Source organism: Curtobacterium sp. S6 (genome assembly GCF_000710345.2).
GTDB lineage: Bacteria > Actinomycetota > Actinomycetes > Actinomycetales > Micrococcaceae > Rothia.
Window position 1 is genome coordinate 174432 of sequence record NZ_JHEL01000015.1, and the last position, 13168, is coordinate 187599.

Annotated in this window: 13 protein-coding genes, 4 tRNA genes and 1 riboswitch; of the genes, 11 read left to right on the forward strand and 6 right to left on the reverse strand. The window is 66.8% G+C overall.

Annotation, left to right across the window (positions count from 1 at the left end):
* Positions 1–76 precede the first annotated feature (76 nt).
* The 3 genes from CURSPS6_RS03010 to CURSPS6_RS03020 form a co-directional block, all read right to left on the reverse strand.
* On the reverse strand, positions 77–661 hold the full coding sequence (locus CURSPS6_RS03010) for a DUF3000 domain-containing protein (protein WP_030014044.1): 585 nt from the start codon (positions 659–661) through the stop codon (positions 77–79).
* 81 nt (positions 662–742) lie between these two features.
* Positions 743–1204, reverse strand: coding sequence for a peptide-methionine (R)-S-oxide reductase MsrB (gene msrB, locus CURSPS6_RS03015; RefSeq protein WP_082470007.1), 462 nt, complete (start codon positions 1202–1204; stop codon positions 743–745).
* A complete protein-coding gene (locus CURSPS6_RS03020; RefSeq protein ID WP_030014046.1) occupies positions 1197–1685 on the reverse strand; it encodes a hypothetical protein in 489 nt (162 codons plus the stop codon). Before CURSPS6_RS03020 ends, msrB begins: the two co-directional genes overlap by 8 nt.
* 171 nt (positions 1686–1856) lie before the next feature.
* Between CURSPS6_RS03020 and CURSPS6_RS03025 the strand changes: the two genes are divergently transcribed.
* The 3 genes from CURSPS6_RS03025 (at position 1857) to CURSPS6_RS03035 (ending at position 5170) form a co-directional block, all read left to right on the forward strand.
* On the forward strand, positions 1857–3143 hold the full coding sequence (locus CURSPS6_RS03025; RefSeq protein ID WP_152978043.1) for an alpha/beta hydrolase family protein: 1287 nt from the start codon (positions 1857–1859) through the stop codon (positions 3141–3143).
* 200 nt (positions 3144–3343) lie between these two features.
* Entirely contained in the window at positions 3344–4399 is a 1056-nt protein-coding gene (gene zapE / locus CURSPS6_RS03030; RefSeq protein ID WP_030014049.1) for a cell division protein ZapE, read from the forward strand.
* A 30-nt stretch (positions 4400–4429) separates the two neighbouring features.
* Positions 4430–5170: a TSUP family transporter gene (locus tag CURSPS6_RS03035; RefSeq protein WP_030014051.1), complete on the forward strand. Its 741-nt coding sequence runs from the start codon at positions 4430–4432 to the stop codon at positions 5168–5170.
* Between the two features lie 156 nt (positions 5171–5326).
* Here CURSPS6_RS03035 and CURSPS6_RS03040 read toward each other — a convergent pair.
* The 3 genes from CURSPS6_RS03040 to CURSPS6_RS03050 form a co-directional block, all read right to left on the reverse strand.
* A tRNA-Val gene (locus tag CURSPS6_RS03040) sits at positions 5327–5398 on the reverse strand.
* 28 nt (positions 5399–5426) lie between these two features.
* Positions 5427–5497, reverse strand: a tRNA-Cys gene (locus CURSPS6_RS03045).
* Positions 5498–5552: 55 nt separating this feature from the next.
* Positions 5553–5625, reverse strand: a tRNA-Gly gene (locus CURSPS6_RS03050).
* A 277-nt stretch (positions 5626–5902) separates the two neighbouring features.
* Between CURSPS6_RS03050 and CURSPS6_RS03055 the strand changes: the two genes are divergently transcribed.
* The 8 genes from CURSPS6_RS03055 (at position 5903) to ribD (ending at position 13162) form a co-directional block, all read left to right on the forward strand.
* Positions 5903–5974 (forward strand) — tRNA-Val (locus CURSPS6_RS03055).
* 224 nt (positions 5975–6198) lie between these two features.
* Positions 6199–7086 (forward strand): PD-(D/E)XK nuclease family protein, encoded by an 888-nt coding sequence (locus tag CURSPS6_RS03060; protein ID WP_051687576.1) that lies wholly within the window; start codon positions 6199–6201, stop codon positions 7084–7086.
* 21 nt (positions 7087–7107) lie between these two features.
* Positions 7108–7707: a peptide deformylase gene (gene def / locus CURSPS6_RS03065; protein ID WP_030014053.1), complete on the forward strand. Its 600-nt coding sequence runs from the start codon at positions 7108–7110 to the stop codon at positions 7705–7707.
* The gene (gene fmt / locus CURSPS6_RS03070; protein ID WP_030014055.1) at positions 7707–8642 is read left to right on the forward strand and encodes a methionyl-tRNA formyltransferase; all 936 of its coding nucleotides are present in this window, start codon (positions 7707–7709) and stop codon (positions 8640–8642) included. The genes def and fmt overlap by 1 nt, the downstream gene beginning before the upstream one ends.
* A complete protein-coding gene (locus CURSPS6_RS03075) occupies positions 8639–10357 on the forward strand; it encodes a transcription antitermination factor NusB (RefSeq protein WP_030014056.1) in 1719 nt (572 codons plus the stop codon). Before fmt ends, CURSPS6_RS03075 begins: the two co-directional genes overlap by 4 nt.
* A gap of 78 nt (positions 10358–10435) precedes the next feature.
* The gene (gene rpe / locus CURSPS6_RS03080) at positions 10436–11131 is read left to right on the forward strand and encodes a ribulose-phosphate 3-epimerase (protein ID WP_051687577.1); all 696 of its coding nucleotides are present in this window, start codon (positions 10436–10438) and stop codon (positions 11129–11131) included.
* Positions 11132–11144: 13 nt separating this feature from the next.
* Positions 11145–11281: riboswitch (FMN riboswitch) on the forward strand.
* 106 nt (positions 11282–11387) lie between these two features.
* On the forward strand, positions 11388–12095 hold the full coding sequence (pnuC, locus tag CURSPS6_RS03085) for a nicotinamide riboside transporter PnuC (RefSeq protein WP_030014059.1): 708 nt from the start codon (positions 11388–11390) through the stop codon (positions 12093–12095).
* Positions 12092–13162, forward strand: coding sequence for a bifunctional diaminohydroxyphosphoribosylaminopyrimidine deaminase/5-amino-6-(5-phosphoribosylamino)uracil reductase RibD (gene ribD, locus CURSPS6_RS03090; RefSeq protein ID WP_152978044.1), 1071 nt, complete (start codon positions 12092–12094; stop codon positions 13160–13162). Before pnuC ends, ribD begins: the two co-directional genes overlap by 4 nt.
* Positions 13163–13168: the final 6 nt, after the last annotated feature.

A 13168-nucleotide genomic window follows, 5' to 3' on the forward strand; every position in this document is an offset into this window, starting at 1 on the left:
TCTTTGTCCTCGTCATACGTGCTCATCCAGTCTAGTTCACGGCCGCGCTGCGGCCTGGGGGCTCCCCGGGACGAGGCTAGATGCCGCTTCCGGGAAACCGGGCGACGTCATCGGGTAGGGGCGGTAGGCCGGCGTAGGTGCAGACCATATCCGACCACGCCTCCAGGTGTCGCCGCATATCCGGCCCGGTGGGGGTCCACGAGGCGCGGAGCTCAATCTCGTTGCGTTCGCCGTTCTCCGCGAGGACGCCGAAACCCTGGGAGAACGCCCGGGTGGCGGTTCCGCCCGCATTCTTGCGGAGGGCACCCTTGGAATCGAGGGATTCCACGAGCCAGTCCCAGGCCACCGAGGACAGCAATTCTTCGGCCGCGACATCGGGCTCGATGGCCGCCCTGATGTAACTGACGACGCGAAAGCAGCCGTCCCAGGCCTCGGGGGACCGGGGGTCGTAGAGCAGAATGAACCGGCCCAGAGCCAATTCTTGGTCCGGGGAATCGGGATCCGCTACCCCGGCCCCGAGGCCAACCCCGAACGGGGCGAGGTGCTTGGGCGTGTCGATGGTCGACAACGTCAGCTCGGGCTGGAAACGGGCACGACGCAACGAATCGAGGGCCTCCTGAAACGGGGCCGGAGTCTGAACGTCATCCTGTCGCGTCGTCACGATGCCAGGCTACGGTGAGCCGCCGGAAGCATCCGTCAGGCACGCCGTCGGCCCACGTCTTGGAGCAATCGTTAACCAGTACTACGAATTCGCGGGGGTGAACTTCAGGGAGACCGAATTCATGCAGTACCGAAGATCCGTCGGCGTGCCGAAGCCCTCGCCCTGGAAGACGTGCCCCATGTGCGAGTGGCACCTCGCGCACTGCACCTCGATGCGCTCCATGCCCATCGTGGTGTCCTTGATGTACCGGACGCGGTCCTCCGCGAGCGGTGCGAAGAAGGAGGGCCACCCGCACTGGGCGTCGAATTTGGTGTCGGCGGCGAACAGCTCCGCACCGCAGGCGCGACACGAGTAGGTTCCGGGGGAGTCTTCGTCCCAGTACTCGCCGGTGAAGGGGCGCTCGGTGCCCGCCTGACGCAGGACCGCATATTCCTCGGGGCTCAGCACCTGTTGCCATTCGACCTCGGTGCGTTGGCTCGCGGTCCCGGAATCGTTTCCGTCTGCTCCCAGAGCCGAATTCTTGAATGGATTCTTGTCAGTCATCGACATGTCCCGTGCCCCAGTAGAGGTGCAGCACCGGCACCCCCAGGGTCCTTTCCGCCTCGTTCGACCAGTGAATATTCAACGTGTCCTCCACGGGGTGAGGCTCGGTGATGATCAGTACCTGATCGATACCGTTGGCGACCTCTTCTCGCATGGCGGCCAAGGGGTCCCCCTGAGCCACCCGTCCGCGGGCATCGAAGCCGGCATCGCTGAGAACCGTCAACGACCCCTCGAGGATCTCGCGGGCATCGGATTCCAACGTCGCCGGGCCCTTTTCCGCGTGAGAGACAACGTGCAGTGCTTCCTCAAAGTCCAACAGCGCGAGCTGGTCCAAAAATTCCAGCCACAGGTGTTTGGGTAGGGCCGTCGGCACAAGGACACGTACCTCGTCGCCGTCCTCGTCACGCGGGGCCACGATATTGATGTTCTCGATCTCCGTCGGTCCGAGAGTAGCCTCGGTCACCACCAGCAATTTGCTCATGGTCGGATTCTACGCGTGACGCGCCCCGAATGACCTAGTTTTCTGCGGATCGGTCAGCGAGGATGATGGGGAGACGAATGGGCTGAGAAAGGGCGGTACCTGGTGGCGTCGAAGGAGTCTGCGGTCGGTGGGGGTGCCCGCCGATCCTCCGTGTGGGGCCATATTCCCGGAGTGTCTCCGGAGGCTCGGAGGCCTTGGCTGTCTGGCCTGCGCACCGGCATCGTGGCCGGCGCGTCCGTGACGGGCCTGACCGTCGGGGCGGTCGCGGCCGTGGCGGGGTTCTACGCCCGCACCATCGTCACGCCGCCGAAGCAGGGGAACGAATCGCTGCGGATCCTCGGCGTCGGCTACGAGACCGCGGAGCCGACCGAGACCGACGTCCCCACCACCGTGACCTTGCCCGCCAACGACGAAACCTTGGTCTCCGGCAAATACATGCTCTTCTTCGACGGTGGTCGGGGATACGCCGTGGTCGGAGACGTGGTGGCGTATTCGCCCCGCCTTGAGACCGTGACGCGGCGCGTGGTCGAGGTCCACGAGGGAGACCTCAGGGAGGCCAAGCGCGGCCGTTGGTCCGGGGCCATCTTCGATGATCCGGCGGACGCGGGCTACGACTACCAGGACGTCATCCTGGAGCTGCCGGTCGGGGACGCCCCGGCGTGGGTGGTTCCGGGGCCCCAATCCTCGACGTGCCGGACGTGGGCCGTGATGGTCCACGGCCGCGGCGCCGCCCGGCAGGAGACCCTTCGCTCCCTCGAATCGACGCAGGCCCTGGGGATGACGAGCATCCACGTGGCCTATCGGAACGATCGGGACGCGCCGCCCTCCGAGGACGGACGGTACGGGCTGGGCTTCACCGAATGGGAAGACGTGGAGGTCGCGATCCGTTACGCCCTGGACCACGGGGCGCACGACGTCGTCCTCTTTGGTTGGTCGATGGGCGGGGCGATCGCGTTGCAAGCGGCCGACAAGTCCCAGTACCAGCACCTCATCAGGGCGCTCGTGCTGGACGGCCCGGTGGTCGACTGGTTCGAGCTGATTCGGTATCACTCCCGCCTGCAGCGCCTCCCATTGAGGCTGGGACAGCTCGTCTCCGATCTGCTCGCGGAACCGCGGGCGGCCATGATGACCGGGCTGGGAGCCCCCATTCTGCTCTCGGATTTGGACTGGCTGTCTCGCAGCGACGAACTGCTGACGCCGACCCTGATCCTGCACTCCGTGGACGACGAATTCGTTCCGGTAAACACCTCCGTGGAGCTCGCCGCCCGGAATAAGCTCGTGGATCTCGTGCCCTTCCACAAGGCCCGACACACGAAGGAATGGAACGTGGACCCCGAGCGGTGGCACACATCCGTCACGGAGTGGCTCCCTGACCACCTCTCCTACCGGACCGAGCAACCGGCGCTTCCGGAAGGTGATTCCCCCCTCGACGTCTCGCGGCGGCAGGCCGACTACTGATCGGCCCCTCGTCCTGAGGCCGGCCAGACCGCACGAGCGCCCTGGCCGGACCGCCGCGGGTGCCCAGGCGCGGCATTGCACGCGGGTGTAGCGAAGAGACTACACTCGCTATGGGTCGCCGATCCCGGTGACGTCCCGCGTGACGTCTCGGTCAGGTCGGCCGCGACCCGCGAGCGAGACATTCTTGTCGAAGGAGTACGGTGCCCCAAGCCCCCATCCGTCTGGTTGATCGTCGTCCCAACGTCTCCGCCGAGGAGCTTCTCGAGGGATTCACACCCTCCGAACGCTTCGGCGAAGTCTCTTTCGACACCTACATTCCCGATCCGAATCAGCCGTCACAGGCGCACGCCGTCGAGGCACTCCGGGATTTTTCCCAGACCGTGGGAGGTTCCGGGAAATCCGGGTTCTTCTCGAAGCTCTTCGGTAAGGGAGCCAAGGATAGCTCGACCTCCGGAATTTATTTGGACGGCGGCTTCGGCGTCGGAAAGACGCACCTGCTGGCCTCGCTGTTCCACGCGGTTCCCGGGCCCAAGGCCTTCGGAACCTTCGTGGAATACACCAACCTCGTGGGCGCGCTGACCTTCCGCAAGACGGTCGAGGCGTTGTCCTCCTACCAGCTGGTCTGCATCGACGAATTCGAACTCGACGATCCGGGCGATACCGTGTTGATGTCCCGGCTGATGCGAGAGTTGTCCGATGCCGGCGTCAAACTGGCCGCGACCTCCAATACGCTTCCCGGTTCGTTGGGCGAGGGGCGATTCGCCGCGGCCGACTTCAAGCGTGAGATCCAGGTGCTGGCCGATCAGTTCGAGGTCATCCGAGTGGACGGGGAGGACTACCGGCATCGTGGACTGCCGGATGCGCCGCAACCGATCTCGGACGCGGAGTTCGACGCCGCCCTGGGGCATCGTTTCGGGTCCTCCTCCGCGGTGGCTGTCGACGACTTCGACCAGTTGATCGAGCACCTGTCCCGAGTCCACCCGAGCCGCTACCGACAGCTCGTCGCCGGGCTGGACGGCATCGCCTGGCGTAACGTCTCGACGATCACCTCACAGGCCGTGGCCCTCAGGTTCGTCGTCCTGGCGGACCGCCTCTACGATCGCGACCTGCCGATCATCTCCTCGGGGGTGCCCTTCGATCGGGTGTTCACCGAAGAGATGATGGCGGGCGGATACCAGAAGAAGTACTACCGCGCGGTGTCCCGACTGACCGCGCTGGCACGCGAGGGCCTGCTCGAGGAGTCGAACCCGAAGTAGCCCCTCCGTCCCAGAGAAAGGTTCCGTCCGATGCTGTGGTGGATTCTTCCCGCCGTCGTGATCGGAACCGTTCTGCAAAGGATTTCCGGCACGGGGGTTGGCCTCGTGGTGGCCCCCGTGTTCACCATCATTCTTGGGGGATCCAACGGGGTCTTCCTCACGAATGCCACCACGGCGATGTCCGGGGCGTTGCTTACCTGCGCCCTGTGGCGTGCCGTGAATTGGAGACAGTGGGCACTGCTGTGCGGCTCCGCCGTGATCGGCACCGTGCCTGGAGCCCTGATCGTGAGATACACCCCCGGTTCCGTCCTGCAGATCGTCGTGGGGGTGGTCGTCGCCGGTGCCATGGTCGTGACGCTGGCCGGCAGGCGCACCCGTGAGCTCACGGGACGGCCCGTGACGGTGGCCTCGGGCGCCGCGGGAGGCCTGCTCAATGTCACGGCCGGCGTCGCGGGCCCGGCGATGGTCATCTATTCGCGGGTGACCTCGTGGAAACAGACCGAATACGCCGCGACCATGCAACCGGTCTTCATGACCCTCGGATTGATGTCTCTGGCGGCCAAGATGGCCGTGGGCGCCGTGGACGGGGCGACGACGCCGCCGTGGTGGCTCCTGGTTGGCGTGGCGCTCGGCGTCGTGGCTGGCCTGGCCCTGGGACGCCTTCTGGTGAGGCGGGTGTCCTCCGGATCGGCAAGGACCCTCGCCCTGGTCCTGGCCGGCGCGGGCGCCGTGATGGCGATCGTGAAGGGCCTGGTGGGCCTGCTCAGTTAATTCCCCCGGGGAATCAACCACACCGTGGGGGAATGGCCCGTGAAGAATCCCGCGGCATTCGACGCGGCGCGAACACAACGCAAAGGCCCAGCACAGCACCAAGCCCCCAATACAGCACAAAGGCCCCGGTTCCGAAGAACCGGGGCCTTTTATCTGTGCGCGATACTGGGATCGAACCAGTGACCTCTTCCGTGTCAGGGAAGCGCGCTACCGCTGCGCCAATCGCGCTAGATACATCATTTTATTATGTACTGCGAGGTGAGGACGGGATTCGAACCCGCGTTCACGGCTTTGCAGGCCGCTGCCTAACCACTCGACCACCTCACCATGTTCCTGATCAAGCGACTCAGGGCCTTCGCTTCACGAGGTGAAGCAAGCTGCGAGCGGTTGACGGGACTCGAACCCGCGACATCCACCTTGGCAAGGTGGTGCTCTACCAACTGAGCTACAACCGCATGTCTAGCACGTCGTGAGTGACACTCTGACTTCCGGCGGGTGAATTCTTTCAGCCCGTCGCGCTGACAGATGAATACTCTACACACCTTTGGGGGTCTTGCAAAATCCTGGGTTTCGAGGGCCTCGATCCCCGGAATTCCGGGAGACAGCGGGGCGATATGCGGTCCGAAACGCCGGATGGCCGTCAAATTCGACGGTGTGTTGTGCATCACCGCTTTTCCGGGTGGGCCGAATTGACTCACATGGCACCCTTGCCTAAGATGTATCGAGTGCCGAGCGCGATTGGCGCAGTGGTAGCGCGCTTCGTTCACACCGAAGAGGTCACTGGTTCGAACCCAGTATCGCGCACACCGAAGCTGTTCACAGCTCGATCAAGGCCCCCGCCGGATGATCCGGTCGGGGGCCTTTTTCGTGAGATGCGTCGTAGGGCGGTGTTGGTGCCGGGCGATCGGCTCTCTCGGACGCACACTGGAGGGAAGCTTTCCGGGCCGACTCGGGAACGTGACGCGACGCCAGCGGGATTCGGCCGCAAGACAGGCCCCAACCTGCTGGCACTAAGGACTGATTCAACGATGACCCAACCGAGGCTGGCGACCGCCACGGACTACGGGCGGATGTACGCGCGGTCCGTGGGCGGCGACCCCACGGTCCCGTCGATCACGACCGTGATCGGACAATTCGCCCAGGACCTCGGCGGGTGGCACGGCTACATGGCGGCCAAGGCCGCGTTGGAAGACGACAGGATCCTGCGTGCGGGTCGTTCGGCGGGCCTCAAGCACGCGGTCATCCGCGATGCCGCCTCCGCGGCGGAGCGCTACCGAGATCAGGCCGCCGCCCGCGGCGACAGGGTGCACAACTACTGCCAGGCGGTGGCCCTGCATGCCATGGGTCGGGAGCACGACCTCGAGAAAACCCGTGAGCTTCTGGAACTGAACGGCGAGAGCGCCTGGGCCGACCGATTCGACGAGTGGTGGGATCTCTACCACCCCGAACCGCTGGCCGCCGAGGTCACGGTGTGGAACCACACCGTGGGGTATGCCGGCACGTTGGACCTGGTGGCGCGCATCGGCGGTCGGGTGTGCATCATCGACTACAAGACCAAGGGCACGGACCGGAAAAACCGCGTGAAACCCCTGGACAGCAAGGTCATTATGCAGCTGGTGGCCGGGGTCAAAGCCGAAGAATCTCTCGTCGACCCCGAGACCGGCGAATGGGCCCCGTGGGACTACGGAGACGCGCCGGTGTTGCTGGGCGTCGCGCTGGGGGAGACCGAGGTCAAGCCTCAGCAAGCCAACCCGGCACTTCTCAAGGACAGCTGGTTCAAGTTCTGCGCCCTCCGTAAAGTATGGGAATACCACCGGAGCGTCGATTCCATCGCGGCCGACAAGTCGGTCCAGGCCCTCATGCCCGTGGTGCCGCCTCCGCCGCGAATCGAGCTTCCCGAACAGAACGCCAGCTGACCCGTAGACCAAAGGACATCGATGACCGTACTGACCGTGCGCACCATTGGCGACCCCGTGCTTCGCACCGTGTGTGATCCCGTGACCGAATTCGACGACGAACTCGGCCGGTTGATCGACGACATGATCGAGACGATGTTCGAGGTCGAGGGCGTCGGCTTGGCCGCTCCCCAGGTCGGGGTCTCGCTCCGGCTGTTCACCTACGGCATCGAAGGCCGTGACGGCGAGGTCGGCCACGTGATCAACCCCGTCCTGGACCTCGGGGACGAGCCGCAAGAGGGCGGCGAGGGATGCCTTTCCGTGCCCGGGCTGAGCAGCGACACGCCACGTCGGAAGTGGGCCCGGGTCACCGGGGTGGATCGACACAACCGGCCCATCGTGGTCGAAGGTGAGGGCCTGTTGGCCCGATGCCTGCAGCACGAGACCGACCACCTGGACGGGAAGCTCTACATCGACCGGTTGGTCGGGGAGGACAGGAAGAGGGTCATGAAGGCCATCCGCGCCCTCGACTACCGGGAGGTCACCGCGGGCGTCGAGCGTCGCCGTGCGGGCACCGTCTCCAGCGGCTTCGCCTCGGGCTCGGCCTTCGGTGCCGGCTCCTCCTTCGGCGGTGCCTCCTGATGCGGGTGCTGTACGCGGGAACTCCCGAGACGGCTGTCCCTCCGTTGGATGCGCTGGTTCATGCAGGGCTCGACGTCGTGGGCGTCTTGACCAGGAACGACGCGCCCCGAGGGCGCAAGCGGGTCCTGACCGCCTCGCCCGTCGCCCAGCGCGCGGAGGAGCTGGGCCTGCGGGTCATCAAGAGCGGTTCCTACGACGAGCACACCCACGAGGCGGTCACGTCTCTGGCCCCCGACATCGCCGTGGTCGTCGCGTACGGCGCGCTCCTTCCGCGACGGGCGCTCGACGCCCTCCCGCACGGCTGGATCAACCTCCATTTTTCGACGCTGCCCGAGTGGCGTGGGGCGGCGCCGGTTCAACGGGCCCTCATGGCGGGGGAACGGAGCCTCGGTGCGTCGATCTTCCGGATCGAGGAAGGCATGGATACCGGCCCCGTGTACCGGGGCTTCACCCAACCCGTGCGTGACGGGGACACCGCCGGGAGCATGCTGCACACCATGGCGGTCGAGGGCGGCGCGCTCTTGGCGGAGATCCTCCCGGGGATCGTGGACGGCTCGATCAGGCCCACGCCCCAACGGGGGGAGCCCACCTACGCCGCGAAGCTGACCCTTCAGGACGGCCGGATCGACTGGAGCGCGTCGGCCGAGGCCGTCGAGGCTCGGGTCCGGGGGATCACGCCGGAGCCCGGGGCATGGACCGAACTCAACGGCCAGCGGGTCAAAATGCAGGGCGTTCGAGCCACGGCGGACGGGCCGGACGGCCCGGAATCCGTGCCGGGAAGCGCGCGCCTGGACGGGCGCACGGTGACGGTTGCCTGCGGACGCGGCAGAGTCGAGATCGACCGTCTTCAACCGGCGGGCAAGAAAATGATGAACGCGGCCGACTGGGCGCGGGGCGCAGGACAACTCGAGCAGGAGACGGTGGTCTTTCAATGAGCGAATCGCATGGCCGACACGGCGGAGAACGCGGAAGCGGCCACGGCGCCGGACCCTCGCGTGGCCGAGGAGGGTCGGGCGGGGGCCGAGGAACCGGGGGCCGTCGATCCGACGGCCAGCGGTCGGGGTCTTCGGGCCGCGGAGGCGCGCCGCGTCGCGATGCACAGGGCCGGGAGCGAAACCGCCAGTCCCAGGGGGCCCGCACCTTTTCCGCCTCGGCGCCGAGCCAGCGACGTCGCGTGGCCGACCCCGAGCGACTCGTCGCTTTCGAGGTCCTGCAGGCCGTCGAGACCCAGGATTCCTACGCGAACCTGGTCTTGCCTCAGACCATCCGGAAACATGGTCTGGATCGACGCCAGGCGGCCTTCGCGACGGAACTGACCTACGGGACCCTGCGCGAACGCGGTGTTTACGACGCCGTCTTGGCCACGTGCGTCGATCGACCGCTCGCTTCCACGGACCCCAAGATCGTCACGGCCCTCCGCCTGGGGGCTCACCAGATCCTCGGCATGCGGGTGCCCGCCCACGCGGCCCTGAACCAGACCGTGGGCCTGGCCCGCGGGGTCATCGGTGCGGGACCCGCCACCATGGTCAACGCCGTCTTGCGCCGCGTGAGCGAAAAGAGCCGGGAGGACTGGATCGCCCAGCTGACCGCCGACGTGAGCGACGAGGTCAAAAGACTTTCGATCGAAGAATCCCACCCGGTGTGGATCGTTCGCGCGTTTCGGCAGGGTCTGGCCGCGCACGGGCGAACCTCCGCCGAGATTCAACGACTGCTCGCCGCGGACAACGCAAGCCCCTCGGTCCACCTCATCGCCCTCCCCGGGATCGGCGATCTCTCCGAGGCGCTGAACAACGACGCTCAACCGGGCGGCCTCGTGACCGGATCGGCGGTCTACCGGCACGGCGACCTCGGCCGGCTCGAAAGCGTTCGTGAAGGAACGGTTCGGGCCCAGGATGCGGGCTCGCAGCTCGTGGCGAGGGCCCTGGCCGCGGTGGATCTTGAGGGAACGGACACGGCGTGGCTCGACCTGTGCGCGGGCCCCGGGGGTAAGGCGGCCCTGTTGGGTGCGCTGGCGGCTCAGCGCGGCGGGCAACTGGTGGCCAACGAGTCGGCCGGGCACCGCGCCGAGCTGGTACGCAACGCGCTCACCCCCCTTCCCGCAGGGTCCTACACCGTGCTCACCTCCGACGGGCGGAACATCGCGGAGACCCTTCGGACGGCGGATTTGCCCGAGGACATCTCCCTGGCCGCCGAGGCCTTCGGCGAGACGGGCGAGATTTTCGACCGGGTTATGGTCGACGCCCCGTGCTCCGGGCTGGGAGCCTTGCGGCGTCGTCCCGAAGCCCGGTGGCGGAAGAAGCCGGGGGACATCGCGGATCTGATCTCACTGCAGCTGGATCTCGCACGGGCGGCCGTTTCCGTGACTCGGCCCGGCGGCGTCGTCGCCTATGTCACGTGTTCGCCCCATCCCGCGGAGACCCAGAACATTCTGTTGGACCTCCTGGCCGACGGCGACGTCGAACTCCTGGACACCGCGGCGGCGATGCGCGCCGCCGCGCTTCCCGGAGCCCTCGACGGCGATGCCGATCCGGGCGTCGCCGTGCCGGGCGTATCCGCCGCCGAAGGCCAGGAAGCGGCGACCACCGCGCAGCTGTGGCCGCACGTTCACGGCACCGACGCCATGTTCATGGCGCTTCTCCGCAAGAAGTAGACCCCGCCGACCCACGGTAAGCTGGGTACGCACGCCTCAGCCGCGTGCGTACCCAGCGCTTCGACCACAGGAGGCCCCGTGAGCCATCTTCAGATCAATCCCTCCATACTGTCCGCCGATTTCTCGCGGCTGGGCGAGGAACTCCGGGCCATCGAAACCGCGGACGCCGCGCACATCGACGTCATGGACAACCATTTCGTGCCTAATCTGACGTGGGGCCCCTCCGTCGTGGAACGACTCCATGAGGTGTCTCCCGTGCCCTTCGACGTCCACCTGATGATCGACGACGCCGATCGCTGGGCGCCGCGGTATGCCGAGATCGGCTGCGAATCGGTCACCTTCCACGCCGAGGCCGCGATCGCGCCGATCAAGCTCGCCCGGGAGCTGCGCGCGCAGGGAGCCCGCGCCGGCATGGCCCTGCGCCCCGCGACCCCGGTCGAGCCGTATCTGGACATGCTCGAAGAGTTGGATCTGCTCCTGGTCATGACGGTCGAACCCGGATTTGGCGGCCAGAAATTCCTGGATGTGACCCTCCCGAAATTGCGCCGTGCGGCGGAGGCGATTCACGGTTCCGAGGCGCAGATCGCGCTCCAGGTCGACGGCGGGATTTCGGAAGAAACCATCGGGCGCGCCGCGGAGGCCGGGGCCAACGTGTTCGTCGCCGGTTCCGCGGTCTACGGCGCGGAGGATGCCGCCGCGGCGATCGCCTCGTTGCGCCGCGTTGCGTCTTACAGCATGGACAATCGTCCGTCCGTCACGGAGCATGTGCGATAATCGTTCTCACGCAATCGTGCTCCGGGGGTCGGTGAAATTCCGAACCGGCGGTTAAAGTCCGCGACCCGAACCGTTTCACCACGTGAACGGCTCGGCCGAATCGGTGAAATTCCGGTACCGACAGTCACAGTCTGGATAAAGGCGCACGAGCAGAACGCGGCTCACGTCCATCGAGCGGTTCCCGGAGGGGAACGGCAGCCGGACGGGGCCGATCGTTGTGTTCTCCCCGGAGCCTCCGCAGCCCGGAAGGAGAACAATGAGTATTCTGCGGTGGCTCTTCGACGCTCAGCTATCCATCGGCGGGGGTTTTATCCTCTGGCGCGAGGTCCTGGGCAATCTCTTCGGACTGGCCTCGGCGCTCGGCGGCATGCGGCGCAAAGTCTGGGCCTGGCCCATTGGTATCGCCGGAAACCTCTTACTCTTCACGGTCTTCCTCGGCGCCGTCTTCGGCTCGCCGCACCCCGTGAACCTGTTTGGACAGGCCGGGCGACAGGTCATGTTCATCATCGTTTCTGTCTACGGTTGGTACCAGTGGAAAACCGCGAAGAACCAGGGCCGCGCCGCCGTCTCGCCCCGATGGGCAAGCTGGAAGGAACGCGTCGTCCTGGTGATCGCGCTCGGTGGCGGCACCGCGCTGCTCACCCCGCTGTTTCGGGCGCTCGGCTCGTACGAACCCGTGTGGTCGGACGCGTGGATCTTTGTGGGCTCCCTGCTGGCGACCTGGGGCATGGCCCGCGGCTGGGTGGAATTCTGGCTCATCTGGGTGGCCGTCGACGTCGTCGGCGTCCCGTTGCTGTTCTCGGCCGGCTACTACGCCTCCGGACTCATGTATCTCTTTTACGGGTGCTTCACGCTGACCGGATTCTTCATCTGGTGGCGCACGCGCAACCGCGCACAACGGGTTGAGCTCGAGACGCAGTTCCCCGATCCCACGATCGAGGTCACCGGGAAGGAACGGCCATGAATTCAGCGGCAGACACCAGGGCCATGCAGACGGCCCTGACGGCGGCGCTCCACGGGGTCCGCGGTGCGAATCCCCTTGTCGGGGCGGTCCTGACGAACGGTTCGGGGGACATCCTGCATGTCGGTTGGCATCGGGGCAGCGGGACGCCACACGCCGAGGTCGATGTCCTCGACGCCGCCCGACGGGCCGGCACCGACCTGAGCGACACCCGCCTCTACGTGAGCCTGGAGCCCTGTCATCATCAGGGTCGCACCGGGCCGTGCTCGCTGGCGATCGCGCGCGCGGGCATTCCGGTCGTCGTCTACGCCGCATCGGATGGTACCGAGGCCGCCGGGGGAGGCGAGTACCTGAGGTCTCGAGGCGTCGACGTCCGCTCCGGGCTCCTGACGGAAGAATCTCACGCCCTCAACCATCGCTGGTGGGCCGCGCGGCGGGATGGCAGACCCTTCGTCACGGCCAAGGTCGCCGCGTCCCTGGACGGATGCGTCAGCGCCGCGGACGGCACGAGCCAATGGATCACCGGGCCTGAGTCCCGGGCGCACGGCCACGCCCTGCGCGCGCGGGCGGACGCGATCCTCGTCGGGACGGGCACCGCGCTCGCGGATGATCCTCGACTGACCGCCCGCGATCACCGCGGTGCGCCGACGGAACAACAGCCGCTGCGGGCCGTCATGGGGTCACGGACCCTTCCTCAGGAAGCGAACCTGAACCGGCCCCCGGGCCACGTCCGGTTGGACACGCACGACCCGCACGAGGCCCTCGAGCGGCTGGCCGAGGACGGCGTGCGACACCTGTTGATCGAAGGCGGCCCGCAGATCCTCGCGGCCTTCCTGACCGCCGATTTGGTCGACGAGATGTACTGGTACGCCGCGCCTCTCCTCCTCGGCGGCGGCCGGTCCGCGACCCACGGCCTGAAGATCTCGACCCTGTCCGAGGCCCACCGTTTCCTGGCCGACCCCGCGGGGGCCGACATCGACGGGACCCGGGAAGGCATCGGCCGGCTCGGGACCGACACGCTCACTCACCTCGCGCCCCGCGCCGCGAAACCGACACACGACAGAAAGTAGCCACCT

What these genes read in the sequence shown, in the direction of transcription:
- msrB (WP_082470007.1), bottom strand. Translation starts at nt 1,204, where the DNA reads ATGACTGACAAGAATCCATTCAAGAATTCGGCTCTGGGAGCAGACGGA.
- CURSPS6_RS03020 (WP_030014046.1), bottom strand. Translation starts at nt 1,685, where the DNA reads ATGAGCAAATTGCTGGTGGTGACCGAGGCTACTCTCGGACCGACGGAG.
- CURSPS6_RS03035 (WP_030014051.1), top strand. Translation starts at nt 4,430, where the DNA reads ATGCTGTGGTGGATTCTTCCCGCCGTCGTGATCGGAACCGTTCTGCAA.
- CURSPS6_RS03060 (WP_051687576.1), top strand. Translation starts at nt 6,199, where the DNA reads ATGACCCAACCGAGGCTGGCGACCGCCACGGACTACGGGCGGATGTAC.
- def (WP_030014053.1), top strand. Translation starts at nt 7,108, where the DNA reads ATGACCGTACTGACCGTGCGCACCATTGGCGACCCCGTGCTTCGCACC.
- fmt (WP_030014055.1), top strand. Translation starts at nt 7,707, where the DNA reads ATGCGGGTGCTGTACGCGGGAACTCCCGAGACGGCTGTCCCTCCGTTG.
- CURSPS6_RS03075 (WP_030014056.1), top strand. Translation starts at nt 8,639, where the DNA reads ATGAGCGAATCGCATGGCCGACACGGCGGAGAACGCGGAAGCGGCCAC.
- pnuC (WP_030014059.1), top strand. Translation starts at nt 11,388, where the DNA reads ATGAGTATTCTGCGGTGGCTCTTCGACGCTCAGCTATCCATCGGCGGG.
- ribD (WP_152978044.1), top strand. Translation starts at nt 12,092, where the DNA reads ATGAATTCAGCGGCAGACACCAGGGCCATGCAGACGGCCCTGACGGCG.